We start from the raw sequence: 22,864 nt of genomic DNA on the forward strand, positions 1-22,864 counted from the left end.
AGTTCAATTGACTTTTACGTAAATCGCGTGCGAGACTCCAGGCGGATCACTATGGTCCTTGCCGCGCGATGCTTGCCGTCGCCCGGCCTATTCGCCTCGGCTAGTGCCCGGCATGATTTTGAGGCGGGGCGGTTTCGCTCGCGGGGTGGAGGAACGATGCGGGAATATTATTCGATAACCGAACTGACCCGCGAATTCGACATTTCGACGCGGACACTGCGCTTCTATGAAGACGAAGGCCTGGTGCAGCCGGTGCGTCGCGGCCGGACACGATTGTTCCGGCCATCGGACCGGCATCTCATTCGCCAGATCATGCGTGGCAAGCGCCTCGGCTTTTCGATCAACGAGATCCGCGAGATCATCCAGATGTATCGCGCGCCGCCCGGCGAGGTCGGCCAGCTCAAGCTGATGATCAAGCGCATCGAAGAGAAGCGCGAGGATCTGCGCCAGAAGCGCCGCGATCTGGAGGAGACGCTCGCCGAACTGGACCAGGCCGAGGAATCCTGCGTCGAACGGCTGGTCGAGCTCGGCGTCAACACCTGACAGCAGAAAGCCGGCCGGGTCATCCGGCGCGGCGACGGCTCGGACTCACCCACAGCATTGTGCTAAGTTTGGCTACCCCTCGGGAGTAGCTCCCATGTCGATGCTCATCAGGACGGTTCGCGACTGGCCGGTCACGAGCTTCGTGGTGCTGGCATTCGTCATCACCTGGATTGGCTTCATTCCGTTCTACCGGGCAGGTGGCGAAGACATCGCCTGGTTTACCTTTGGTCCATTCGTCTCGGCCGTCGTCATCTCCGCACTCCTGGGTGGCTGGCCGAAAGTCCGTGCGCTGCTGGCTTCAGTGGTGAAATGGCGCGTGCCTCCAGGTTGGTACCTGGTGGCGATCGGGCTGCCGGTGGCAGCGCAACTGCTGGCAATCTGGCTCAACCCATTGTTGGGTTCCGCTGCGCCCAACTGGGGGAACGTGCCGGCCATTCCGGAAATCGCGGTCATGGTCCCGCTGTTTCTGGTCTTCAGCGGTCCGCTTGGCGAGGAGCCCGGCTGGCGGGGATTCGCGCTGCCGGCGCTTCTGCGCGAGCACGGAGCGCTGAATGCAAGCCTGCTGCTCGGGGTGATCTGGGCCGCCTGGCACCTGCCGCTGGTGCTTCTGAACGACTACAGCATATCCAGCGCCATCAACGTCCTGGTTGCGGCGGTGGTGTTCACGTGGCTGTACCAGAATTCGGCGGGCAGCGTGCTGCCGGCGATTCTCATGCACGCATCGCACCAGAACAGCGTGCGCTACCTCGGCCGCGTGTTCGAAGGTGGCGATGCGACCCAGCACCAGTGGATCGGCCTGATGCTATGGCTGGCGATTGCCTTGGCGATCGTGGCCATCTACGGAACCCACAGCTTCCGAAACGGTGGCGCGACCGCCGCCGTCAGCTAGATCCAGCGCCTGACCTTCTTCGCATAGTCGATGTATTTCTTGCCGAAACGCGCCTGCAAGTGCTTTTCCTCACGTTCGATGGCGAGCTTGTTCGTGGCGAAGACTGCGACCAGCGCCAGGATGATGAACCAGAGGCTGCCGCTGACCAAGCCGATGCCGATCATCAGCAGCGTATTGCCGAAGTAGATCGGGTTGCGGGTGAAGGAAAAGGGGCCGTTCGTCACCAGATGATCCGCGGCCTTGTCAGGCCTGATGGTGGTGTTGCCGCGCTTCAGGGCGCGCATTGCCGAAATTTCGATGGCGGCAAAACCTGCTATCGCCAGCCAGCCGGCGGCAAACAATAGATCGGATATCGGTTCGGTGATCCAGGGCAATGGATAGAGCAGGCCGAGCACGATGGCGATGGCAATGGCCGCGAGGTAGATGATCGGCGGCCACGGCACCCGGTTGGGGGCTGCCTTGATGTCGGTCATTGCGCTCCTCCAGTTGGTATTTCGCTGTCCGTCCTGGCCGTGCACATCGCGGCGGTGTCGCCGATCCGTGCCTTGAGTTCAGGGCTCTTGTCGCTGGCATAGAGGCGGTCGAGCGAATCGTCTTTCTGCAACTCGTCGAGCATGCAGACACAGTAGCGCGCGCAGAAATCGGTGTCGCGGCTTTGCTCGCAGGAGATCTGGCAGGACTTCAGGAAGCCGACTTCGCGGGTTTCGACCGGCGCGGGGAAGAATTGCGCCCAGGCCCAGACCAGCGAGATCAGCACCGGCTGGTGGATGAGGTAGAAGGCCAGGCTGTGGCGGCCGAAGAAGTCGAGCGGTTTCGACCAGGCGCCGGGTTTGAAGCGCGCCAGGGCGTCGAACAGGCCGGATTTCAGCGCCAGCCCGGCAAGTCCCATGCCTGCCAGCACCGCCCCGAAGAAGGGGAAGACTGGCACGAAATCGTTGGAGCGCGGGGCAACGGTGTTGAGGCCGACCCAAAGCAGCGCCGGATGGTTGAAGGCTTCGTTGCGCAGGTAACTGGGAGCCACGATTACCAGGGCAGCCACGACGAGCGTCAGCAGCGGCGGCAGGCGCAGGAAGGCAAGGCCGACGACGCTGGCAAAGGCGATCTGGTGGAGGATGCCGAAGAAGATGAAGGTGTCGGGCATGGCGAACCATGTCGCCACGGAGATTGCCGCGGCGGCGGCAACGACCATTGCCAGCCGTTTCCGAAAGCCGCGCCAGCGAATGCCCTTGGCGTGGGCAAGGACGAGGCTTACGCCGACAAGAAACAGGAAGCTCGACGCGATCGAGCGGGCGAACAGTTTCCAGCCGCCGAAGGCGGTCATGCCCGGGTCGGCATAGCCGAAGAACTCGAGATCCCAGGCGAAATGATAGATGGCCATGGCGACGAGTGCTGTGCCGCGGGCGATGTCGATGACCTGGACGCGTGGGGTTCGGGCTTGAACTTGGTCGGTGGTCGGTTGCATCGTCATGGCCATTCGCTTCGGCTTTCGGGTGTTTCGCCGCTCCTGCAGCACTATCATGGTTGAACCGGGGCAAGAGAGGGACTAGCCAACGTCATGCACAGGGTTCGGGGATGTCAGCAATGAACGGTCGCGTGATGTCGTTGACCGAAGATCTGGTGGCGCGCTGCCATCGCGAAGTGGCCGACGCCGGCCCCGACCCGGACGCGCAGCATCTCGACGATGCCGACTACGAGCGCATGATCGACGAGACGCTGGCGGACAATGCCGATGAGGGGCCGCTGTGGCTGTTTGCCTATGGCTCGCTGATCTGGAAGCCGGAGGTCGACCATACGGAGGAGAAGGTGGCGGTGGCACGCGGCTGGCATCGCTCGTTCTGCATCAACATGACCCGCTGGCGCGCCACCAAGGCCGAGCCGGGGCTGATGATGGGCATGGATCGCGGCGGCCAGTGCAAGGGTGTGGCACTGCGGCTGATGGATGGCGACCGGCGTGAACAGCTCGACAAGCTGTTTCGCCGGGAGATGACGCTGAAGCCTTCGACCTACAAGCCGCGCTGGCTGAGCCTTGCCACTTCGGACGGTCCGTTGACCGCTCTTGCCTTCGTCATCAACCGCGAAGGCCATGCCTATGCCGGGGCACTCGGCGAGGACGAGGTCGTGAAGCGGCTGGCCACGACCTGCGGCCATTGGGGCTCGGCCGCCGATTATCTCTACAATGTGGTCAAGAATCTCGAGGATCGAGCCATCCACGACCGGCATCTGTGGCGGCTGCAACATCTGGTGGCCGAGCGAATCGCTGCACGCGGCTGACGCATTCGAGCGCTGCGGCGTCGGAATTTGGTTTGCCGCCCAAGCCATTTGTTTCTATAGTTGCGGGGTCGTCGGTTCCGTTACGGAATCAAGAGGGAATGCGGTAAGGGCCCTTTGAGGGTCCGAAGCCGTGGCTGCCCCCGCAACTGTATGCGGTTAGCTCTCCCCAAATGCCACTGAAGCTTGCTTCGGGAAGGCGGGGAAGGGTGTCGATCCGCAAGCCAGGAGACCTGCCGGCGACAGGCACTTATCTCGGTGCCCTCGGGTGGAGGGCGAAAGGACTTCAAGATGAATACTGTTTCTGCAATCGGCGCTGACGTTTCCTCGCAGTCGCGCACCATGCAGCTCGCGCTTGCGGCGCTGCTCGGCCTTTTCGTTGTTGGCTTCCTCGGGTTCTCGCATATGGAAGTGGTGCACAACGCTGCCCACGACTATCGCCACTCGATGGCTTTCCCCTGCCACTAACGAAAGCACTCTAGCCATGTCTGTTTTTCGCAACGTCGTGTTCATCGCGGCGATCAGCGGCCTATTGGCCGGCGTGATCCTTGCCGCGCTCCAGACCTATGCAACCGTTCCGCTGATTCTCAAGGCGGAGACCTATGAAAATGCGGGCGGTCACGAGCATGCCGCGGCACCAGCCGCAGGCACTGAAGCCACCGCACCGACGGCCGGCACCGAAGCGACCGCTCCTGCGGCGCAGGTTGCGGCTCCTACCGAAGAAGAGGTCGAAGCCTGGGCGCCCGCCGACGGGTTCGAACGCTTCGCCTATTCGGCACTCGCCAACATCGTCAGCGGCGTTGCTTTCGCGCTGATCCTGGTCGCAGCTTCCGAATTCGCCGGCGGTATCGCCAACTGGCGCCAGGGCGTGTTCTGGGGTTTTGCCGGCTTCGCCGTCTTCACACTGGCGCCCGGTCTTGGCCTGCCACCCGAGTTGCCGGCCATGCCCGCCGCCGATCTCGGCGCGCGCCAGGTCTGGTGGACCTTCACGGTCGTTGCCACCGCCGCCGGCCTCGCGCTCATCGCTTTCCGCCAGTCGCTGCCGTTGGCGATCCTCGGCGTGGCGCTGATCGTCGCGCCGCACATCATCGGCGCGCCGCAGCCCGCAAGCCACGACTCGCCGATCCCGGCCGACTTGCATCACAACTTCGTCGTCGCCGTCACCATCACCAACCTGGTGTTCTGGGTCGTGCTGGGTGCGGTTGCCGGCTTCGTGCGCAACAGCTTCATGGGCGAACAGGCGCCGGCGCTGCACGGCCGCCTTGCCTGAGAAGCTGACCTTCCTGCTCGGCGGTGCGCGCTCCGGCAAGAGCGCGCATGCCGAGCGGCTCATCACGCAGTTTCCTGCGCCATGGACCTACATCGCCACTGCGCATGCCTATGACGACGAGATGCGCGAGCGCATCTCGATCCACCGCGGCCGCCGTGGCGATGGCTGGCTGACCGTCGACGCACCGCTCGATCTTGTGGGTGCGCTCGGCAGCGTGCCCGATGGCACGCCGGTGCTGGTCGATTGCCTGACGCTCTGGCTCACCAATCACATGCTGGCGGATCATGACGTCGAGGCGAAAAGTGCCCGGCTTGCCGACGTGCTGTCGCGGCCGCGCGGATCTTGGTTCGTGGTTTCCAACGAGGTCGGGCTCGGCATCGTGCCCGACAATGCGCTCGCCCGCCGCTTCCGCGACGATGCCGGCAGGCTCAATCAGAACGTGGCGGCGGCAGCCGACGAAGTGCTGTTCATGGTTTCCGGCCTGCCGATGAAGGTGAAATGATGAAGACGATCGACGAACAGGAAGCCGAACGGCACCGTAGCAAGATGGCCAAGCGCAAGGCGGTGCAGGATGCCGAAGTGGCGGGAAAGACCATCGTCGAGAAGGGCCTGCTGATCGTCAACACCGGCCCCGGCAAGGGCAAGTCGACGGCGGCCTTCGGGCTGGCGCTGCGCATGCTTGGGTACGGCCAGCGCGTTGGCGTCGTGCAGTTCATCAAGGGCGCCTGGCATTCGGGCGAGCAGGACGCGTTTGCTGCCTTCGGCGACCGCGTCGTCTGGCACACGATGGGCGAAGGCTTCACCTGGGAGACGCAGGACATCAAGCGCGACATCGCGGCGGCCGAGGCCGCTTGGGCCAAGGCGCAGGAATTGCTGGCCGATCCGAGCATTGCTCTCGTCGTGCTCGACGAACTCAACATCGCGCTGCGCTATGACTATCTCGACCTCGACGCGGTGGTCGCCGCGCTCAAAGGCAGGCGCGAGGGGCTGCATGTCGTGGTCACGGGCCGCAACGCCAAGCCGGCTTTGGTCGAGGCTGCCGACCTTGTGACCGAGATGGGCGCCACCAAGCACCATTTCTCGGCTGGCGTGAAGGCGCAGAAGGGCATCGAGTTCTGAGCGCCCGAGGCGGTCAGAGCCAGAAGATCGCGGCGATCAGCCCCAGGGCGCCGACCATCAACGCATCGGCCGTCCAGTAGAGCCGGAGTGCGGCGCGTATATCCTGGGCATTGGCCTCGCGCCGGCCGCCATCGCCCATCAAGGCATCGTCGACCATGACACCGCCATAAGCGCGCGGACCGGCGAGCGCGAGGCCGAGAGCGCCAGCCATGGCGGATTCGGGCCAACCGGCGTTGGGCGAGCGATGTTTTCTGGCGTCGCGCCAGACCGCCTGCCAGGCGCCCCCTGGGTCGGTGCCGGGCACCAGGAACGCGGCAAGCACGATGGCAAGCGCGGTCAGCCGCGATGCCGGCAGGTTGATCAGGTCGTCGAAACGGGCGGCGGCCCAGCCGAAGGCTTCGTGGCGGCTGGTGCGGTGGCCGATCATCGAATCGGCGGTGTTGGCGGCCTTGTACGCGGCTCCGCCGGCAAAGCCGAAAACAGCGAGCCAGAATGCCGGAGCGGTGATGCCGTCGGAAAAATTCTCGGCCAGGCTTTCGATGGCCGCGCGGCTGACGCCGGCCTCGTCGAGGCGTTCGGGGTCACGGCCGACGATTTGCGACACTGCCTTGCGGCCGGCGACGATGCCGCCGCTGTCCAGGGCATCTGCCACGGCTCTGACATGGCTGCCGAGGCTGCGCTGGGCGACGAGGCTTGAGGCCGCGATTGCCGTGAGAAAGATGCCGAAGGGGACAAGCCCGAACAGACGCTCGACGGCAAATGCGCATGCGGCCGGTACGGCGACGATGATGGCAAGGGCAACCACGCCCAAAAAGCGGCGCCTGGCGTCGGTATCGGTGGCGCGGTTGAGGCTGGTGTCGAGAAAGGATATCAGCTTGCCGATCCAGATCACCGGGTGGCCGATGGCGTGCACCAGCCGGTCCGGGTAACCCAGACCGAGTTCGAACAGAAGCGACAGGAAGGCAAGCGGAACAAACATGACGCTTCTTGCAGGACGTAGGACCGGGACTGTGGACCACGGCGGCAGCCTGGAGCGGGCGAGGGCGCTGTTTCCGGGAGCGCCCGAGCCGTTCGTCGACCTTTCGACCGGGATCAATCCGAACTCCTATCCGCTTTTCGAGCTGCCTGCCACAGCCTTGTCGCGCCTGCCGGAGCCGGGCAGGGCCCGTGATCTCGCCGCTGTCGCCGCCACCGCCTATGGCGCGCCTTCTGCCGCCAATGTGGTGCCGGCTCCAGGCACGCAGATACTCCTGCCGCGCATCGCCTCGCTGGTGCGCCCGGGCCGCGCCTTCGTGCTCGGGCCGACTTATCAGGAGCACGCGCGTGCCGCGGCGATTGCCGGACACCATGTTGCCGAGACAAGCGATTTCGGAAAACTTTTCGACGCCGACCTCGCCGTCGTGGTCAATCCGAACAATCCCGATGGCCGCGTCGTCCAGCGCAAAGACTTGCTCGAACTCGCAGCCAGCCTGTGCGCCCGCGGTGGGCTTTTGGTCGTCGACGAGGCGTTCATGGACGTCGGCCCGCAGGCGCAGAGCCTAGTCGGCGATGTCGAGCAGGGCGGAATCGTCGTCCTGCGCTCGTTCGGCAAGTTTTATGGCCTTGCCGGTATCCGGCTCGGATTTGCGCTGGCGCACCCCGATATCGCCGCGCGGCTGGAGGAGGAACTGGGCCCTTGGTCGGTGGCGGTGCCTTCGCTCGAATATGGCATCAAGGCGTTATCGGACACCGATTGGCAGCGCGAGATGCGGACCACGCTGGCGCACGCCGCGCACAGGCTTGACCAGACATTTGCCCGTGCCGGCGTGATTGTTACCGTTGGCACGTCGCTGTTCCGCCACGTCGATATCCCCGACGCGGCCGGGCTGTTCAAGGCGCTGGGGCGCGAGGGAATATTGGTGCGCAGTTTTGCCGACCGGCCGACGCAGCTGCGCTGCGGCTTGCCCGGGCACGAGGTTGAATGGCGGCGGCTTGACGTTGCCTTGGGCGACTGGGCGCAGGACCGGCAGCCCGTCGGCGAGGGAGCTGTTTTGTGATCTATGTCAGCCCGCTTTCCAGGATCGAAGAGACGGTTGTGCGCGTCGGCGCCGAGCGGCTGATCTCGCTGCTCTCCGCCGGCACGGAGATGTCGCGGCCGGCAGTCATTCGTGCCGAAAACCACCTTCTGATGAATATGCACGATATCGCCGCCGAACAGGAAGGCATGACGATGCCCGGCGAGGTACATGTGCGCCGTCTGCTGGATTTTGCTCGCGCCTGGGACCGGTTGCGTCCATTGGCGATCAATTGCTGGGCGGGTGTCAGCCGCTCGACCGCTTCCGCCTACATCATTGCGGCAGCTCTCGATCCCTCCCGAGACGAGGCGGAATTGGCGGCTCTATTGCGAAGGCTTTCGCCGACGGCGACGCCCAATCCGCGCCTGATCGCGGTGGCGGACCAGATCCTGGACCGGAATGGGCGGATGGTGACGGCGATCGCCGCGATCGGACGCGGTGCCGATTGCTTCGAGGGAGTGCCGTTCGGGCTGGAGGTCTAGCTCGTCGATGACGGGCACCCCAAAACCTCATGGTGAGCCTGTCGAACCATAGGTTTTGGGACGTGCAGAACTTGACGCGCCTAGCGCCCTCGTGGCTCGACAGGCTCACCATGAGGGCTACTGAAGTGGCCTAGCGATGTGAAAGCCTTCAGACGATCCAGTCGGCCAGCCTAGCCTTGCGGATGTCCTGCAGCAGGCGCACGAAGCCATTGGCTTGAAGCGTGGCCGTCAGGCGGCCCTTCTCAGCGGTCGCCACAGCGGCATTGCCGACGACACCATGCGGGTTGAGATCGCTGGCAATCCATGAAAAGCCGTGCGGCCCGTGCGAGCGCAGCAGGTCGAACGCACTTTCGGCGCGCTCGAAGCTGGACGTGAAATCCTGTGCCTTGGCCATGTCGACCAGCTCGGGCCGGAAATGCAGCATCAGCGAGGTCTCGACATCGCCGCCATGGATGCCCAGCTGGATTTCGCGGGAAGGGTAGAGGTCGTCGGGCGTGCCGAAACGGCCCCAGCTCGAACGCACAGACATCGCGCCGAAGCGCACGCGCAACTCGCGCGAGACGATTCCCATCACCTCCTCGTTGCCGCCATGCGAGGTGACGAAGACGAACTTGCGGATGCCCGCGCGCGCAATCGAAGCGCCAAGCTCAGTCCAGGCGTCGACCAGCATGTTGGCAGGCAGGCTGAGCGTGCCCGGTGCATGGATGTGCTCGTCGGATTTGCCGACGGCCTGGATGGGCAGGAAGCGGGCGTCGAGATTTTCGGGCAGTTGGGCGAAGACCTCGGTCAGCATGCCTTCCATGATGGTCAGATCGGTCGACACAGGCAGATGCGGGCCGTGCTGCTCAATGGCGGCAACGGGGATGACGGCGATCGTCGCCACGGGGTCGATCAACGCGAAATCGGCCGCCTTGAAGTCACCCCACCACACGCGTCGCTGCTTGTTCGTCACCACCGGCCTCACTGCGCTCAATTCTCATCCGACTGAATATGTCAGCGCGGGCGATTTTGTAAGGGGCGGCTACATGCGCACGCGTTCGGCCTTCGGGTCGTACATCGGCTTGAGCGAGGCTTCGGCAGCGAAACGCTCGCCGGCGATCTCGATCTCGTAGCGCGAGCCGAGCACATCGGCCTCTGTTTCGTTGGCGCAGGGCACATAGCCGAGGCCAACGGCGCCGCCGAGGTGGTGGCCGTAGTTTCCGCTCGTGATTGTTCCGACAATCTTGCCGTTGCGGACGATGGCCTCGTTGTGGAAGAGTAGCGGTTCCGGGTTCGCCAGCCGGAACTGGACCAGCCGGCGGGTGAGGCCGGCGTCACGCTTGCGCAGCACCGCGTCGCGGCCGATGAACTCGCCCTTGCCGGATTTCACGGCAAAACCGAGGCCGGCTTCCAGCACATGGTCCTCGTCGGTAATGTCGTGGCCGAAATGGCGGAACGCCTTTTCGATGCGGCAGGAATCGAGCGTGTGCAGGCCGCAGAGTTTCAGCCCGAGATCGGCCCCGGCTTCCTCGACTGCCTCGAACACATGCGCCGCCTGGTCGGTCGACACATAAAGCTCCCAGCCGAGCTCGCCGACATAGGTGACGCGATGGGCGCGGGCGAGACCCATGCCGATCTCGATTTCCTGCCAGCTGCCGAAGGGGTTCTTTTCATTGGAGAAATCGTTGGGGCTGACTTTCTCGATCAGTTTCCGCGCGCTCGGCCCCATCAGGCAGAGCACCGATTCAGCCGCGGTTACGTCGGTGATGATGACGAACTCGTCGGCCAAATGCTTGCGGAACCAGGCGAGATCGCGCTGCAGTGTTGCGCCCGGCACAACTGTCAGGAAGGCTGTTGGCGAAAGGCGCGTCACCGTCAGGTCGCTCTCGATGCCACCGCGCTGGTTGAGCATCTGGGTGTAGACGATCCGGCCCGACTCGACGTCCATGTCGTTGGCACAGAGTTTTTGCAGGAAGCCGAGAGCGTCGCGGCCTTCGATGCGGATCTTGCCAAAGGAGGTCATGTCAAACAGGCCGACGCCGTTGCGGACCGCCAGATGCTCCTCGCGTTGATTGTCGAACCAGTTCTGACGCTTCCAGGAGTAGCGGTATTCTCGCTCCTCGCCGTCGCGGGCGAACCAGTTGGCGCGCTCCCAGCCGGCGACTTCGCCAAACACGGCACCGCGTGCCTTCAGGTGTTCGTGCAGCGGGGAGCGGCGCACGTTCCTCGAGGTCGCCATTTGGCGATAGGGGAAATGATCGGCATAGAGCAGGCCGAGCGTCTCCGAGACGCGCTCCTTGAGATAGCGCCGGTTCTTCTGGAACGGCTGGGCGCGGCGGATGTCGACTTCCCAAAGATCGAACGGCGCCTCGCCGTCGTGGATCCACTGCGCCAGCGCCATGCCGGCACCGCCCGAAGAGACAATTCCAATCGAGTTGTAGCCGGCGGCGACCCAGTAGCCGCCAAGTTCCGGCGCTTCGCCGAGATAGTAGCGGTCGTCGGGGGTGAAACTCTCGGGACCGTTGAAGAAGGTGTGGATGCCGGCGGTTTCCAGCATCGGCATGCGGTTCACGCCCATTTCGAGGATCGGCGCGAAATGATCCATGTCCTCGGGCAGCTGGTCGAAACAGAAATCCTCGCGGATGCCGTCCATGCCCCAGGGTTTTGCGACCGGCTCGAAGGCGCCGAGCATCATCTTGCCGGCGTCTTCCTTGTAGTAGGCACATTCGTCCGGCATGCGCAGCACCGGCAGTCGGCCGAGGCCGGGAATAGCTTCGGTGACGAGATAGAAGTGCTCGCAGGCGTGCAGCGGGATGGTGACGCCGTTCTGCGCGCCCATCTCGCGCGCCCACATGCCGGCGCAGTTGACAACGATGTCCGTCTCGATCGTGCCCTGTTCGCCGCCTTGTGCCCACGATACGCCCGAGACGCGGCCGTTCTTCGCGTGGACCTTGGTGACCTTGACGTTCTCGACGATCCTGGCACCACGCTGCCTGGCGCCCTTGGCCAAGGCCATGGCGATGTTGGCGGGGTCGCACTGGCCGTCGAGCGGAAGATGCACGGCGCCGACAACGTCAGAAACATTGAGATGCGGGTACATCTCCTTGACTTCGTTAGGCGAAATCTCGCGCACGTCGACGTTGAAGGCGCGGGCGAGCGAGGCCTGGCGATAGATCTCGTGCTTGCGCTCCTCGGTCAGTGCGACCGTGATGGAGCCGACCTGGCGCATGCCTGTTGCGACACCCGTCTCTTCTTCGAGCCTGACGTAGAGGTCCGCCGAGTATTTCGCCAGCCGCGTCATGTTCTGCGAGGCGCGCAGCTGCCCGATCAACCCCGCCGCATGCCATGTCGTGCCTGATGTGAGCTGCTTGCGCTCCAGAAGCACGATGTCGGTCCAGCCGAGCTTCGCCAGATGGTAGGCGACGGAGCAGCCGGACACGCCGCCACCGATGATGACGGCGCGGGCACGGGCGGGGATTTCTGTCATGCGGCTGTTCTCGCGTAACTGGTGGCGAAGCGCCTCAGGCGGCCGGCGGCCTCCTGGAGAACGTCGTCGGGCTGGCACAGACTGATACGGATGTGACCGGCCGCGGCATCGCCGAAGCTGACGCCCGGCATGACCGCGACCTTCTCGGCTTCGAGCAGGTCCCAGGCGAATTTCTCGCAATCGCGCTCGATGGCGCTGACGTCGAGCATGACATACATGCCGCCCTCGGAGCCGCGTACGGTGACGTTGTTCAGCCCGCGCATCTGGTCGATGAACAGCTTGCGGCGCCCGGCATAGGTGGCGGCGATCTGCTCGACGCCGAAATCGTTCTCCAGCGCCTCGATCGCCGCGCGGCTGACGAAATCGGTCAGGCCGTAGGTGGTGACAAGGTTGAGGTTGATGACCAGCGAGACGAGGTCGGCGGGGGCGGTGAGCCAGCCGATGCGCCAGCCGGTCATGCCGTGACTCTTGGACATCGAATTGATGACCAGAGTGCGTTCAGCCATGCCGGGCAGGGTCCGTGGTGACACGTGCACGCCGCCACCGAGGGTCCAGTAGACCTCGTCCGACAGCAGCCAGAGATCGCGCCGGACGCAGAGTTCGGCGATGTCTTCCAGGCACTTCCGGGAATAGACCGCACCGGTCGGGTTGTTCGGCGTGTTGATGAGGATCGAGCGCGTGTTCGGCTTCAGAGCCTTCTCGATCTCCGCCGCACGCGGCTGGAAGCCGTCTGCAGCGTGGGCCTCGACCACGGTGTAGCTGGCGCCTGCGGCGCGGAACGTGCCGGGGTAGGTGGCATAATAGGGCGCCACGACCACTGCGTGGTCGCCTGGGTCATGCGTTGCCTGCACCGCGGCATAGAGCGAGGCCTGGCCGCCGGGTGTGGCAATGATCTCGGAAAGGGCAGTGTCGAGGCCGGTGCAACGAGTCGAAATCTTGGCCATGGCTGCGCGCAGGCGCGGCAGGCCGGGCAGCTGTGTGTAGTGATGGAAGCCGGCGCGGACGGCAGCCACGCAGGCCTCGACAGTCTTCGACGGGGTGTCGAAGTCGTGGTCGCCGACCGACAGCATGATGATGTCTTCGCCCGCCTGCTTGCGCGTCATGGCGGCGAAATGCACTTCCCAGCCGTCCTTGCCGGTGGGAACGATGCCCGAGATGCGGGAGGAGGGTTTCGGCATGTCAGGCTCCCGCAGCCAGCAAGGTGGCGAGCGTCAGCCTGCTCGCGCTGTCGAGCCGGGGCGTCAGCGCGCTGTATCCGGCTATCGACGGATGAGGCGTGTTGCCCGCATGATTGTGCGTGGCGGTGATGACCAGCACATGCGCGCCTGCCGCCTCGGCTGCGCGGATGCCGGCCGGCGCGTCCTCGAACACCAGGCAATCCTGCGGCTTGTGGCCGAGCCGCTCGGCGCCGAGCAGGAAGCAGTCGGGGGCGGGCTTGCCGTTGGCGACGTCTTCGCCGGTGACCATTACTTGCGGAATTGGCAGGCCGGCTGCTTCAAGCCTGCGGATGGCCAGCCTGCGCGGCGCCGACGTCACGATCGCCCAGCGTTCGGGAGGCAAGGCGTTGAGGAAGGTAACTGCGCCATGGATGGATTCGATACCTTCGATGTCGTCGAATTCGGCTTGGGTCAGCTCCTCGATCTCGGTCATCAGATCGATGCCCGGGAGGTTCAGCCTCTGAATGGTCTCGTACGCGCGAACGCCGTGGATGGTGGGCAGGAAGGTTTCCACGTCGAGCCCGTGCTTGATCGCCCAGGCGGTCCAGACTCTTTCGGTGGAGGCGATCGAGCTCAGGATGGTGCCATCCATGTCGAACATGAAGGCGCCGAAGGCGCGATCGGGGAAGGGAAGGGACATTAGGAGCGTAACCTTTCGTTTTCGGGATCCCACAAGGGTTTGTCCTGCTGGACCGTGGCGCTGAAGCGCTCCCCGAAAATCTCGACTTCGATGGTAACGCCCGGCACGGCCAGATCGGCTCGCAGCATGCCCAGCGCAATCGATTTGTCCACCCTGTGGCCCCAGCCTCCTGACGTGGTCTCACCGACAATTGCGCCATTGTGCCAGAGTGTCGACATATAGGGCGCGTCGCAGTCGCCGGGCTTGTCGATGACAAGCGTGACGAAGCGCTTCTTCACGCCCTGCTGCTTTTCGCTGAGCAAGGCAGCCTTGCCGCGGAAGTCGGGCTTGTCCCATTTGACGAAGCGTTCGAGCCCGCCTTGCAGGATGGTGTAGTCGGTCGAAAGATCGCCCTTCCAGGCCCGGTAACTTTTTTCCAGCCGGAGCGCGTCTAGCGCGAACATGCCGAAGGGCTTCAGCCCGTGCTTCTGGCCCGCAGTCCAGACGGCGTCGAAGACGGTTATCGTGTCGGCAACCTTGGTATGGATCTCCCAGCCAAGCTCGCCGGCGAAGGAGACACGCACGAGCTTGGCCCAGCGCCCGGCGATGGTGGTTTCCTGATGCGTCAGCCAAGGTGCCGAGAGGTCAGCCCCGCAGATTTCGGCCAGGATTTTCCGCGAATTGGGTCCGGCGAGGATTTGCGTCGAGTATTCCTCGGTGCGGTCGATGAGCTTGAAATCCGCATCTTCAGGCATGTGCGACTTCAGCCATTCGAAATCGTGCCACTGGGCGACGGCGGCGGTGATCAGCGTCATCAGGTTTTCGGAATGGCGCACCACCGACATCTCGGTGACGATGCGGCCGTGATCGTCGGCGAAATAGCAGAGCCCGATACGGCCGACCTTGGGAACGGCGCCGGTGACCTGGGTCTCAAGCCATGCGGCAGCGCCCGGGCCGTCGAGATTGAAGCGGCTGAAGCCGGGCAAGTCGAGGATGCCGGCCGCATCGCGCACGGCGAGGCACTCCTCACGGATTCGGTTCTCCCAGGGGCCGGAGCGGGCGAAGGTCTGCGTCGACTCCTCCGAGACGTCGTCGCCCGGCTGGGCATACCAGGTGGCGCGTTCCCAGCCATTGTAGGCGTTGAACTGCGCGCCAAGGGCCGCGATCCGGTCGTGGATCGGCGAAAGCTTGCGGTTGCGCGCCGCCGGCCAGGCATGCCTGGGGAAATGAATGGCATATTCGTGGCCGTAGACCTCCATGCCCTTGGCAACCGCATAGTCGGGAGCGGACGCAAAGGAGGTGAAGCGGCGCGGGTCGCAGGACCACATGTCCCATTCGGTCTCGCCCCGGGTTACCCATTCGGCCAGCACCTTGCCCGCGCCGCCCGCCTGGGCGATGCCGAAGGTGAAGACGCAGGCCTCGAAGGCGTCGGGCACGCCGGGCATCGGGCCGATCAGCGGGTTGCCGTCGGGCGCATAGGGGATGGGGCCGTTGATGATCTTGGACAGGCCGGCGGTGCCGAGGATCGGCACGCGGCGGACGGCGTCGTCGAGATACCATTCCAGCCGCTCGAGGTCGTCGGGATAGAGCTGGAAGGAGAAATCCGCAGGCATCTGGTCGTCGGGCGTTGCCCAATGGGCGCGGCAGTTGCGCTCATAGGGGCCGAGATTCATGCCGTTCTTCTCCTGGCGGAGGTAGTAGGAGGTGTCGACGTCGCGCAGCAGCGGCAGCTTGTGGCCGGCCTCACGCGACCACGCGGCGAGCTCGGGAATCTCGTCGAACAGGATGTACTGGTGGCTGATGACCATCATCGGCACGTCGCGGCCGAACATTTTTCCGACCTCGGCCGCGCGATAGCCTGATGCGTTCACCACCTTCTCGCAGCGGATTTCGCCCTTTTCGGTCGAGACCACCCATTCGCCCTTGTCGCGGCGGACCGAAATCACCGGGCAGAAGCGGACGATCTTCGCGCCCATGTCGCGCGCGCCCTTGGCCAGTGCCTGGGTCAGCTGGGCCGGGTCGATGTCGCCGTCGTTGGGATCGTAGAGCGCGCCCTTGAGGTCGTGTGTCTCGACGAAGGGATAGCGGCGCCTGATCTCGTCGAGGCCGATGACGTCGATATCCATGCCCTGGTAGCGGCCCATGCCCTTGGCGCGCTGGAACTCCTGCATGCGCTCCCTGGTGTGGGCAAGGCGGATCGAGCCGGTGACGTGATAGTTCATCGGGTAGTCGACCTCGGCCGCCAGACCGCGATAGAGCTCGGTCGAATAGCGCTGCATGTTCATCAGCGACCAGGACGACGAGAAGGTCGGCACGTTGCCGGCGGCATGCCAGGTCGAGCCCGAGGTCAGCTCGTTCTTTTCGAGCAGCACGCAGTCGGTCCAGCCCGCCTTGGCGAGATGATAGAGCGAGGAGACGCCGACCGCGCCCCCGCCGATGATCACCACGCGCGCCGTGCTCGGCAATTCGGCCATGATTTCCTCCCTCAGCGTGCGATCAATAGACCGGTGGCGATACGACCCAGATGACCACCGCCGGCACCGTTTCCGTGTTCCTCCACCGGAACGGCTTGTGGTCGAAGCGGAAACTGTCGCCTTCGCCCAGGCTGTGCCAGGTGCCGTCGATCTCGATGTCGAAACCGCCCGAGACGACGTAGCCGGCCTCCTCGGTGGGGCGCGTCACCGGTTTGGCCATGCCGGCACCTGGTGCGAAGATCGAGCGCAGCATTTCGAAGCTGCCGCCGAGGTCGGGCGACAGCAACTCTTCCACCAGGCCGGATTCGCTGCTGCCGAGCGTTCGCCGCCGGCCGGAGCGGACAACGACCCCGCGCTCGGCCTCCACCGGGGCCTCGTGAGCGAAGAACAGGCTGATGGGGACGCCGAACAACTCGGCAAATTCCCGGAGGTCACCGATGGAAGGCGTCGACAATCCGCGCTCGACCTGGCTGACCCAGCCCACCGAGCGTCCGAGTTTCAGCGCGATCTCACTCAGCGTCAGTCCGCGCGACTTGCGCAGCGCGCGCAGATCGTTGGCGAGCAGGTCGCCTGCGACGTCGCTTTCCTTGCGAAGCGAGGCTGTTGCGGTGGGACTCAAATCGGGCCTCGTGAAAATTTACTGCAGAATTTCATGAGATGGCATCTCTGTGAAAAATTCAAGCTCATTTTCATGGTCCAGCAAGTTTCTCTTGCGAGACTCCGGGAGAGAGTGCAAAGGCTCGATTTCGGACGGGCGGTGAGGGGCGATCCGACACTATCGATGCCATAGGGACAGCCGATGCTGGCACCGGACCAAAAACCGCTGGAACTGGATGACACCGAAATCGTCGACGAAGCGATCGTTTCGCGGCGCTCGGTACGCTCCTTTCTACCGACGCCCGTCGACGAGGCGGTGATCCGCGACATCCTCGATGTGTCGGCGCGAGCGCCTTCGGGCACCAACATGCAGCCTTGGAAGGTTTACGTCACCGCTGGCGAGATCAAGCAGCGGCTGAGCGACGCCATCCTCAATTCGGGCGTGCGCGCCGAAAAGGCAGTCTGGGACGAGTACAAATATTATCCCGACCAGTTCTTCGAGCCCTATCTCGGCCGCCGCCGCGCCAACGGGTTCGGGCTCTACGGCGTTCTTGGCATCGGCCGGCGCGACGTCGACCGCATGCGGGCCCAGCACGACCGCAACTTCGTCTTTTTCGACGCCCCGGTCGGCATGATCTTCACCATCGACCGCCGGCTCAACCAGGGCTCGTGGATCGACTACGGCATGTTCTTGCAGAACATCATGATCGCGGCACGGGCGAGGGGCCTGCACACCTGCCCGCAGGCGGCGTTCGCACCCTATCACCGCCAGATCCGGCCGGTGCTCGGCATTCCGGAAGAAGAGGTGGTGGTCTGCGGCATGGCGCTCGGTCACGAGGACACGTCGAAGCCGGAAAGCACCTTCCGCACTGACCGCGCGCCGCTCGACGAGTGGGTGCAGTTCCTGAAATAGGTCAGGCCGCGGGCCGGTTGCGTATGTAGGCGCAGCACTCCAGTTCGACCAGCGCCCCGAGCGCCAGGCCGTTGGCGCCGAATGCGGATCGCGCCGGCAGGCGGTCGGGGTCGAAATAGCCGACATAAACCTTGTTGAACTCGGCCCATCTCGACATGTCGGCCAGCATGACGGTGCACTTGAAGATGTCGGCCATGCCGAGGCCATTCTCTTCGAGCACCGCCTTGATGTTCTCCATCGTCTGACGCGCTTCGGCCTCCATGCCGCCGGGAACGAGTTCCAGCGTTCCGGGGCGATTGCCCAGGGCGCCGGAGAGATAAAGCACGTCGCCCACGTGCACCGCCTGGCTGAACGGCAGTCTGAGCGCCTTGGCTTCGGCAGAATTGATGAATTCCATGGTCGTCCCCTTCAAAGGAGGCATATTGCCCGCAACGCGATTGGCTTGCTAGCCGGCAGCCTTGCGTTGCTCGGCAAGGAGGCGGCACAGGCCGGCTTCACCGCGCGGCGTGGTCCAGCGATGGTTCCAGGCGAAGACCGGGCGGAGCAGGGGCGAAAGCAGGCGCAGGATGGGCCGCTCGACCAGCACCTGCCAGGTCAAGGCTACATGTGTGCCTCTGCCTGAAGGCGTCAGAACCGCCCGCCAGTGGCCATCGAAATCGCCTGAGGTTTTAACAGCCACGACCTTGCCGGGATCGAGTTCGACAGCTTCGAGAATGAAATTCAGTTCGTAAGGCAGGAAACCGCGAGCGCGGGCGCGAGCCCTGGCGCCAACCGTCGGCCGGTCACAAGAGGTCAGCTTTTCCACCTCCTTGTAGACGTCGCCCCACCAGAGCGGCAGCAGGCTGGGGTCTGCCAGTACCTCCCACACCTCCTGCGGGGCGGCTTCGGGAATTTCCCAGACCTCATCGAAGCGGAACGAATTGCTCGCCATGGCCCGGTACCTTCAAACACCGAGATTGGCCTCGCCGATGAGCAGCGGGCGACAGCAATTTTAATACTTTGATGGGCGGTCGACCATCGCTACCTCACTTCGTAGCCGACCTCGTCGGAGGCGTGGCACAGCATCTTCCAGAACGATCGGGCGAACGAGCGGAAGACGTAGAGGTCGAAGCGGTCGGGGCTGCTGCGCTGGATCTGCGCGAAGATGTCGTGATGGGCGGTCGAGATGCCGGAGCCTTGGGGGAAGGCGACGAGCGAGAAATCGACAGCGAACAGCTTTGCCAGCACCCATTCGGACTTCTGGCCTGCAACGCGAATGGCGGTGCGGCCATGGGACAGGTCGGTGACGGTGCCCGTGGCTGGGGTGACGGCGCTGGCCAACGCGGAAGCAAGTCCTTCCGCCGTGTCGGTGACGAGGAATTTGCCGGGCGCGAAGCCGAAAACGGTGTGGCGTTCGGACACAGCACCAGCACCGGCGCCGTCGGCAAGTTTGAGCCCGGTGACGGAGGAGATGGCAGCGATCAGCTTCTTCTCCTCGCCGGGCCACGCGGCCACCTGGACGATGGAGCTAGGTGCCATCTCGGAAAGGGTCACGCCGACGCCGTCGGAGAAGTTGCCGTGCGATCCGGGCCGGAATACTGCTGCAAGCGGTGAAAGCTGCTCAACCATGCATGCGCTTCCCTTCGGGATCGAAGAAGTGGTGGGTTACGATCTCGACCGGGCCGAACCGGTCGCGCAGCGGGTCGGAGACATGGGCACGCGTGCCGTGCCGGGACTTGCCGTCCGCGACGAGCGCCAAGGCGATGTACTTTTCGAGCGCTGGCGAGAAGCAGGCGGCGGTGATGTGGCCGAGCGAGCCATGCGGGTTGTCTGTGTCGACTTCCTCGACGATGTGTGCGCCGCCGCTGAGCGGACGGTTGTCGAGCGAAACCAGGCCGACAAGTTCGAGCCGGCCCGAGGCGACCAAGCCTTCGCGGTCCATCATGGCCGAGCCGATGAAGGGCTTTTTCTTGGACAGCATCCAGCCGAGATGCAGGTCGCGGGCCGAGGTGCGGCCGTCTATTTCGGCGCCGGTGACATGGCCCTTTTCGATGCGCATCGTGCCCAGCGCCTCGAGCCCGTACGGCACCATGCCGAAAGGCTTTCCGGCCTCGATCAGCGCTTCCCAGACATGCGTGCCGTGGCCGGCGCCGCTATAGACCTCGAAGGCCATTTCGCCGGAGAAGGACAGCCGGCAGATCATGACAGGCGCGCCTGATATCTCGCCGTGGACGATGCCCATGAAAGGCAGCGCCTCGTTGTCGACCCTGGTGCCTGTGACGCAGGCCGCCAGGATTTCCCTGGACTTCGGTCCGCCGATCGCCGCGCCCGCCCACTGGTCGGTGACCGATGTCAGGTGCACCTTGAGGTGCGGCCAAACGACATCGAGGAAGTATTCGAGGTGCTGCATGACCTTGCCGGCATTGGCCGTGGTCGTCGTCATCAGGAAGTCGTTGTCGCCAAGCCTCCAGGTGGTGCCGTCGTCGAAGACGAGCCCATCCTCGCGCAACATCAGGCCGTAGCGTGCCTTGCCGACCGGCAGGGTCGAAAAGACGTTGGAATAGACGCGGTCGAGAAGTTCCGCTGCGTCCGAACCCTGCACGGCGATCTTGCCCAAAGTCGAGACGTCGACGATGCCGGCTGTTTCACGGGTCGCCTGCGCTTCCCTGACATAGGCCTGCTCGATCGTTTCGCCTGGCCCGCCATAGATCATCGGGCGAAACCAAAGGCCGGCCGAATACATGGTGGCGTCGTTGTCGAGGTGCCAGTCGTGCATAGGCGTCAGCCGTTCGGGCTTGAGGTCGCCGAAGCGCTCGGCGGCAAGTGCTCCGACCGAAACCGGCGCATAGGGCGGGCGAAATCTTGTGGTGCCAACCTCAGGGATCGGCTTGCCCAGGGCTTCGGCCATGATGGCCAGTCCGGGAACGTTCGAGCCCTTGCCCTGGTCGGTCGCCATGCCGAGCGTGGTGTAGCGCTTGAGGTGCTCGACCGAGACGAAGCCCTCGATATGCGCAAGGCGCAGGTCGTCCGATGTCACGTCGTGCTGGAAGTCGACGAAGGACTTGCCCTTGGCCCTGATTTCGAAAACCGGCGCGGGACGCGGATCGAGCGCTGCCGGCTCGATGTCGGGCAGCGTGCCGATCTCTGCGGCGGGCAGGCCCGCTGCAATACGGCCGGCTGCAAAGCCCTCGGCGATGGCTTCCGCTGTCGAGAAGGTGCCGTTGAATGCGCCGGCACCGACCCAGCCCTTGCCGGCTTCGGGCGGCAGGAATGCCTGCAAGTCGTCACCCCAGACCGGCCGCGCGCCGGCTTGGCTGGCGAGATGAATTGTCGGCGACCAGCCGCCCGACATCAGCAGGCAGTCGGCCTCGATGCTGCGGGCGCCTGACGGCAGGGCTCCGGTGGCCACGGTAAATGGCGCGAGCTTGATGCCGGTCAGTTTCTTGCCGCCTTCGGTGCCGACGACGGCATGGCCGACCAACAATTCGGCGCCGCATCGGCGGGCGAGCGCCCGGCAATCCTCTGATATTTTGGGGCGCACGTCGACGATGGCTGCGACGGTCGCGCCGGTGTCATTGAGGGCGACGGCGGACCGATACGCGCTATCGTTGTTGGTGAAAACCGCGATCCTGTCGCCCGGCAGCACGCCAAACTCGTTGGCGTAGCGCTGTGCCGCACTCGCCATCGTGACGCCGGGGCGGTCGTTGCCGGGAAACACCAGCGGCCGTTCGAATGCGCCGGTGGAGAGCACCACCCTGCCAGCCCGGATAGTCCAATGGCGGTGACGTGGCGCACCCTTGGCAGGGGAAGCCTTATGATCGCTGACGCGCTCGACGGCGGCAAGCGTATTGCCGTCGTAATAGCCCCAGACCGTCGTGCGCTTGAGCAGGCGCACGTTTTTCTGGTCCCTGAGTTCGCCGACGATGTCGGACGCCCATGCGGCTGCCGGTTCGCCGTCGATGGTTTCACCGGACCAGTTGGCCGAGCCGCCGAATTGCGGATCGAGCTCGGCCAGGATGACGCGTGCGCCGGACGTTGCGGCCTCGCGCGCAGCCGAGAGGCCGGCCGGGCCCGAGCCGACGACGAGCACGTCGCAGAAGGAATTCATGCGCTCGTAGCGGGATGGATCGGGCGCGTGGCCGGCGCGGCCCAGGCCGGCGGCGCGGCGGATGACCTTTTCGCAGAGCATCCAGAAGCGGGTGCCCTTCAGCGGGCCTATCACCGGACCCATGAAGGTCTTGTAGTAGAAGCCGGCCGAGAGGAACTTGCCGCCGAGCTGGTTGACGGCGCTGACGTCGTAGGCGAGCGACGGAAAGCGGTTCTGGCTGACGGCAACGAGGCCGTCGTGGATCTCGACCATCGTCGCTGGCATGTTGGGCTCGCGGACATCGCCGCGCAAAATCGTCACCAGTGCGTTGGGTTCGTCGACGCCTGCAGTCAGCACGCCGCGCGGACGATGATACTTGAACGAACGCCCAAACAGCGAAACGCCATTGGCGAGCAGCGCGGACGCCAGCGTGTCGCCTTGATGGCCGGTAAAGGCCGTGCCGTCGAAGGTGAAGCGGATGGTGCGAAGCCGGTCGATCCGGCCACCCGAGGGTGTGCGGCGCGGGCTCATGCCTTGGCTCCCGACTTGCGGCGGCCATGGGCGGGCGCGCCTTTTTCGCGGGCAAAGCGCACGCTTGATATCTCGTGGGTCAGCGTATCGCGCACCACTGCCAGATGAGCGCGGCAGCCGCCGGCATGCTGCCAGATCTCGTTATGCGCGCCGGCTGGGTTGAGCCGGTCATAGACATAGGCGTTCCAGGCGACGAGGTCGGTCGAGGCCGGGTCCGGTCGGTTGCGGTTGCCGTCGCCCTGATAGGCGAATTCGGAGACGTCCCGGGGGCCGCAATAGGGGCAGGTGATCAGCATGCGTTCGAAACCTTAGAGCCCGTTCCATTCCGATTGCATCGGAATGGGGTTCTAACTACT

Annotated in this window: 24 protein-coding genes and 1 riboswitch; of the genes, 10 read left to right on the top strand and 14 right to left on the bottom strand. The window is 64.6% G+C overall.

Features of this window, described 5'->3' with window-relative positions; all coding sequences use genetic code 11:
• Positions 1 to 156 precede the first annotated feature (156 nt).
• Together O1Y97_RS13320 and O1Y97_RS13325 are read left to right on the top strand one after the other, a co-directional pair.
• A complete protein-coding gene (locus O1Y97_RS13320) occupies positions 157 to 543 on the top strand; it encodes a MerR family transcriptional regulator (RefSeq protein ID WP_108607754.1) in 387 nt (128 codons plus the stop codon).
• Between the two features lie 94 nt (positions 544 to 637).
• Positions 638 to 1,432 carry a CPBP family intramembrane glutamic endopeptidase gene (locus O1Y97_RS13325; protein WP_318761328.1) on the top strand — a complete coding sequence of 265 codons (795 nt, stop codon included), beginning with the start codon at positions 638 to 640 and terminating at the stop codon, positions 1,430 to 1,432.
• Here the strand turns inward: O1Y97_RS13325 and O1Y97_RS13330 are convergent.
• Both O1Y97_RS13330 and O1Y97_RS13335 read right to left on the bottom strand, forming a co-directional pair.
• Complete coding sequence (locus tag O1Y97_RS13330; RefSeq protein ID WP_108607756.1) at positions 1,429 to 1,905, bottom strand: methyltransferase family protein; 477 nt, start codon at positions 1,903 to 1,905, stop codon at positions 1,429 to 1,431. The two genes, O1Y97_RS13325 and O1Y97_RS13330, sit on opposite strands and share 4 nt — an antisense overlap.
• A complete protein-coding gene (locus O1Y97_RS13335; protein WP_318761329.1) occupies positions 1,902 to 2,900 on the bottom strand; it encodes a DUF1624 domain-containing protein in 999 nt (332 codons plus the stop codon). The genes O1Y97_RS13330 and O1Y97_RS13335 overlap by 4 nt, the downstream gene beginning before the upstream one ends.
• Before the next feature lie 113 nt (positions 2,901 to 3,013).
• Here O1Y97_RS13335 and O1Y97_RS13340 point away from each other — a divergent pair, with 113 nt between their 5' ends.
• The 5 genes from O1Y97_RS13340 to cobO all read left to right on the top strand — a co-directional run bounded on the left by O1Y97_RS13340 (position 3,014) and on the right by cobO (position 6,089).
• Entirely contained in the window at positions 3,014 to 3,703 is a 690-nt protein-coding gene (locus O1Y97_RS13340) for a gamma-glutamylcyclotransferase (protein ID WP_318761330.1), read from the top strand.
• A gap of 55 nt (positions 3,704 to 3,758) precedes the next feature.
• Positions 3,759 to 3,955, top strand: a riboswitch (cobalamin riboswitch).
• A 36-nt stretch (positions 3,956 to 3,991) separates the two neighbouring features.
• A complete protein-coding gene (locus O1Y97_RS13345; protein WP_108607759.1) occupies positions 3,992 to 4,168 on the top strand; it encodes a CbtB domain-containing protein in 177 nt (58 codons plus the stop codon).
• 16 nt (positions 4,169 to 4,184) lie between these two features.
• Positions 4,185 to 4,970 carry a CbtA family protein gene (locus O1Y97_RS13350; protein WP_318761331.1) on the top strand — a complete coding sequence of 262 codons (786 nt, stop codon included), beginning with the start codon at positions 4,185 to 4,187 and terminating at the stop codon, positions 4,968 to 4,970.
• On the top strand, positions 4,963 to 5,472 hold the full coding sequence (gene cobU, locus O1Y97_RS13355) for a bifunctional adenosylcobinamide kinase/adenosylcobinamide-phosphate guanylyltransferase (RefSeq protein ID WP_318761332.1): 510 nt from the start codon (positions 4,963 to 4,965) through the stop codon (positions 5,470 to 5,472). The genes O1Y97_RS13350 and cobU overlap by 8 nt, the downstream gene beginning before the upstream one ends.
• Positions 5,472 to 6,089, top strand: coding sequence for a cob(I)yrinic acid a,c-diamide adenosyltransferase (cobO, locus tag O1Y97_RS13360; protein ID WP_183262337.1), 618 nt, complete (start codon positions 5,472 to 5,474; stop codon positions 6,087 to 6,089). Before cobU ends, cobO begins: the two co-directional genes overlap by 1 nt.
• Positions 6,090 to 6,102: 13 nt before the next feature.
• Here the strand turns inward: cobO and cbiB are convergent, their stop codons facing one another.
• Positions 6,103 to 7,068 (bottom strand): adenosylcobinamide-phosphate synthase CbiB, encoded by a 966-nt coding sequence (gene cbiB, locus O1Y97_RS13365; RefSeq protein WP_318761333.1) that lies wholly within the window; start codon positions 7,066 to 7,068, stop codon positions 6,103 to 6,105.
• On the opposite strand from cbiB, the gene cobD reads away from it, so the two are divergent.
• A complete protein-coding gene (cobD, locus tag O1Y97_RS13370) occupies positions 7,067 to 8,125 on the top strand; it encodes a threonine-phosphate decarboxylase CobD (protein WP_318761334.1) in 1,059 nt (352 codons plus the stop codon). The genes cbiB and cobD overlap by 2 nt on opposite strands.
• Entirely contained in the window at positions 8,122 to 8,625 is a 504-nt protein-coding gene (locus tag O1Y97_RS13375; RefSeq protein WP_318761335.1) for a tyrosine phosphatase family protein, read from the top strand. The genes cobD and O1Y97_RS13375 overlap by 4 nt, the downstream gene beginning before the upstream one ends.
• Before the next feature lie 148 nt (positions 8,626 to 8,773).
• On the opposite strand, the gene O1Y97_RS13380 is transcribed toward O1Y97_RS13375, so the two are convergent.
• From O1Y97_RS13380 to O1Y97_RS13405, 6 genes are all read right to left on the bottom strand, one after another.
• Positions 8,774 to 9,577: a creatininase family protein gene (locus tag O1Y97_RS13380; protein WP_318764208.1), complete on the bottom strand. Its 804-nt coding sequence runs from the start codon at positions 9,575 to 9,577 to the stop codon at positions 8,774 to 8,776.
• A gap of 69 nt (positions 9,578 to 9,646) precedes the next feature.
• Positions 9,647 to 12,091 carry a GcvT family protein gene (locus O1Y97_RS13385; protein WP_318761336.1) on the bottom strand — a complete coding sequence of 815 codons (2,445 nt, stop codon included), beginning with the start codon at positions 12,089 to 12,091 and terminating at the stop codon, positions 9,647 to 9,649.
• Positions 12,088 to 13,269, bottom strand: coding sequence for a pyridoxal phosphate-dependent aminotransferase (locus O1Y97_RS13390; protein ID WP_318761337.1), 1,182 nt, complete (start codon positions 13,267 to 13,269; stop codon positions 12,088 to 12,090). Before O1Y97_RS13390 ends, O1Y97_RS13385 begins: the two co-directional genes overlap by 4 nt.
• Before the next feature lies 1 nt (position 13,270).
• The gene (locus tag O1Y97_RS13395) at positions 13,271 to 13,948 is read right to left on the bottom strand and encodes an HAD-IA family hydrolase (RefSeq protein WP_318761338.1); all 678 of its coding nucleotides are present in this window, start codon (positions 13,946 to 13,948) and stop codon (positions 13,271 to 13,273) included.
• Positions 13,948 to 16,401 carry a GcvT family protein gene (locus O1Y97_RS13400; RefSeq protein WP_318761339.1) on the bottom strand — a complete coding sequence of 818 codons (2,454 nt, stop codon included), beginning with the start codon at positions 16,399 to 16,401 and terminating at the stop codon, positions 13,948 to 13,950. The genes O1Y97_RS13395 and O1Y97_RS13400 overlap by 1 nt, the downstream gene beginning before the upstream one ends.
• A 22-nt stretch (positions 16,402 to 16,423) precedes the next feature.
• Positions 16,424 to 17,020 (bottom strand): helix-turn-helix domain-containing protein, encoded by a 597-nt coding sequence (locus tag O1Y97_RS13405; protein ID WP_318761340.1) that lies wholly within the window; start codon positions 17,018 to 17,020, stop codon positions 16,424 to 16,426.
• A gap of 180 nt (positions 17,021 to 17,200) precedes the next feature.
• On the opposite strand from O1Y97_RS13405, the gene O1Y97_RS13410 reads away from it, so the two are divergent.
• On the top strand, positions 17,201 to 17,911 hold the full coding sequence (locus tag O1Y97_RS13410) for a nitroreductase (RefSeq protein ID WP_108607769.1): 711 nt from the start codon (positions 17,201 to 17,203) through the stop codon (positions 17,909 to 17,911).
• Between the two features lies 1 nt (position 17,912).
• Here the strand turns inward: O1Y97_RS13410 and O1Y97_RS13415 are convergent, their stop codons facing one another.
• The 5 genes from O1Y97_RS13415 to O1Y97_RS13435 form a co-directional block, all read right to left on the bottom strand.
• Positions 17,913 to 18,308: a RidA family protein gene (locus O1Y97_RS13415; protein ID WP_318761341.1), complete on the bottom strand. Its 396-nt coding sequence runs from the start codon at positions 18,306 to 18,308 to the stop codon at positions 17,913 to 17,915.
• Between the two features lie 48 nt (positions 18,309 to 18,356).
• A complete protein-coding gene (locus O1Y97_RS13420) occupies positions 18,357 to 18,842 on the bottom strand; it encodes an SRPBCC family protein (RefSeq protein WP_318761342.1) in 486 nt (161 codons plus the stop codon).
• 89 nt (positions 18,843 to 18,931) lie between these two features.
• Positions 18,932 to 19,519, bottom strand: a complete 588-nt coding sequence (soxG, locus tag O1Y97_RS13425; protein ID WP_318761343.1) for a sarcosine oxidase subunit gamma family protein — start codon at positions 19,517 to 19,519, stop codon at positions 18,932 to 18,934.
• Complete coding sequence (locus O1Y97_RS13430; protein WP_318761344.1) at positions 19,512 to 22,508, bottom strand: sarcosine oxidase subunit alpha; 2,997 nt, start codon at positions 22,506 to 22,508, stop codon at positions 19,512 to 19,514. Before O1Y97_RS13430 ends, soxG begins: the two co-directional genes overlap by 8 nt.
• Complete coding sequence (locus O1Y97_RS13435; RefSeq protein ID WP_318761345.1) at positions 22,505 to 22,804, bottom strand: sarcosine oxidase subunit delta family protein; 300 nt, start codon at positions 22,802 to 22,804, stop codon at positions 22,505 to 22,507. The genes O1Y97_RS13430 and O1Y97_RS13435 overlap by 4 nt, the downstream gene beginning before the upstream one ends.
• Between the last annotated feature and the right edge of the window lie 60 nt (positions 22,805 to 22,864).

This window comes from Aminobacter niigataensis, from assembly GCF_946995915.1.
GTDB classification, from domain to species: Bacteria; Pseudomonadota; Alphaproteobacteria; order Rhizobiales; family Rhizobiaceae; genus Aminobacter; species Aminobacter niigataensis.

Excerpts from the sequence above, each read along its gene's own strand:
- O1Y97_RS13320 (WP_108607754.1), top strand. The coding sequence starts at position 157 with ATGCGGGAATATTATTCGATAACCGAACTGACCCGCGAATTCGACATT.
- O1Y97_RS13325 (WP_318761328.1), top strand. The coding sequence starts at position 638 with ATGTCGATGCTCATCAGGACGGTTCGCGACTGGCCGGTCACGAGCTTC.
- O1Y97_RS13330 (WP_108607756.1), bottom strand. The coding sequence starts at position 1,905 with ATGACCGACATCAAGGCAGCCCCCAACCGGGTGCCGTGGCCGCCGATC.
- O1Y97_RS13335 (WP_318761329.1), bottom strand. The coding sequence starts at position 2,900 with ATGACGATGCAACCGACCACCGACCAAGTTCAAGCCCGAACCCCACGC.
- O1Y97_RS13340 (WP_318761330.1), top strand. The coding sequence starts at position 3,014 with ATGAACGGTCGCGTGATGTCGTTGACCGAAGATCTGGTGGCGCGCTGC.
- O1Y97_RS13345 (WP_108607759.1), top strand. The coding sequence starts at position 3,992 with ATGAATACTGTTTCTGCAATCGGCGCTGACGTTTCCTCGCAGTCGCGC.
- O1Y97_RS13350 (WP_318761331.1), top strand. The coding sequence starts at position 4,185 with ATGTCTGTTTTTCGCAACGTCGTGTTCATCGCGGCGATCAGCGGCCTA.
- cobO (WP_183262337.1), top strand. The coding sequence starts at position 5,472 with ATGAAGACGATCGACGAACAGGAAGCCGAACGGCACCGTAGCAAGATG.
- cobD (WP_318761334.1), top strand. The coding sequence starts at position 7,067 with ATGACGCTTCTTGCAGGACGTAGGACCGGGACTGTGGACCACGGCGGC.
- cbiB (WP_318761333.1), bottom strand. The coding sequence starts at position 7,068 with ATGTTTGTTCCGCTTGCCTTCCTGTCGCTTCTGTTCGAACTCGGTCTG.
- O1Y97_RS13385 (WP_318761336.1), bottom strand. The coding sequence starts at position 12,091 with ATGACAGAAATCCCCGCCCGTGCCCGCGCCGTCATCATCGGTGGCGGC.
- O1Y97_RS13390 (WP_318761337.1), bottom strand. The coding sequence starts at position 13,269 with ATGCCGAAACCCTCCTCCCGCATCTCGGGCATCGTTCCCACCGGCAAG.
- O1Y97_RS13395 (WP_318761338.1), bottom strand. The coding sequence starts at position 13,948 with ATGTCCCTTCCCTTCCCCGATCGCGCCTTCGGCGCCTTCATGTTCGAC.
- O1Y97_RS13400 (WP_318761339.1), bottom strand. The coding sequence starts at position 16,401 with ATGGCCGAATTGCCGAGCACGGCGCGCGTGGTGATCATCGGCGGGGGC.
- O1Y97_RS13410 (WP_108607769.1), top strand. The coding sequence starts at position 17,201 with ATGCTGGCACCGGACCAAAAACCGCTGGAACTGGATGACACCGAAATC.
- O1Y97_RS13415 (WP_318761341.1), bottom strand. The coding sequence starts at position 18,308 with ATGGAATTCATCAATTCTGCCGAAGCCAAGGCGCTCAGACTGCCGTTC.
- O1Y97_RS13420 (WP_318761342.1), bottom strand. The coding sequence starts at position 18,842 with ATGGCGAGCAATTCGTTCCGCTTCGATGAGGTCTGGGAAATTCCCGAA.
- soxG (WP_318761343.1), bottom strand. The coding sequence starts at position 19,519 with ATGGTTGAGCAGCTTTCACCGCTTGCAGCAGTATTCCGGCCCGGATCG.
- O1Y97_RS13430 (WP_318761344.1), bottom strand. The coding sequence starts at position 22,508 with ATGAGCCCGCGCCGCACACCCTCGGGTGGCCGGATCGACCGGCTTCGC.
- O1Y97_RS13435 (WP_318761345.1), bottom strand. The coding sequence starts at position 22,804 with ATGCTGATCACCTGCCCCTATTGCGGCCCCCGGGACGTCTCCGAATTC.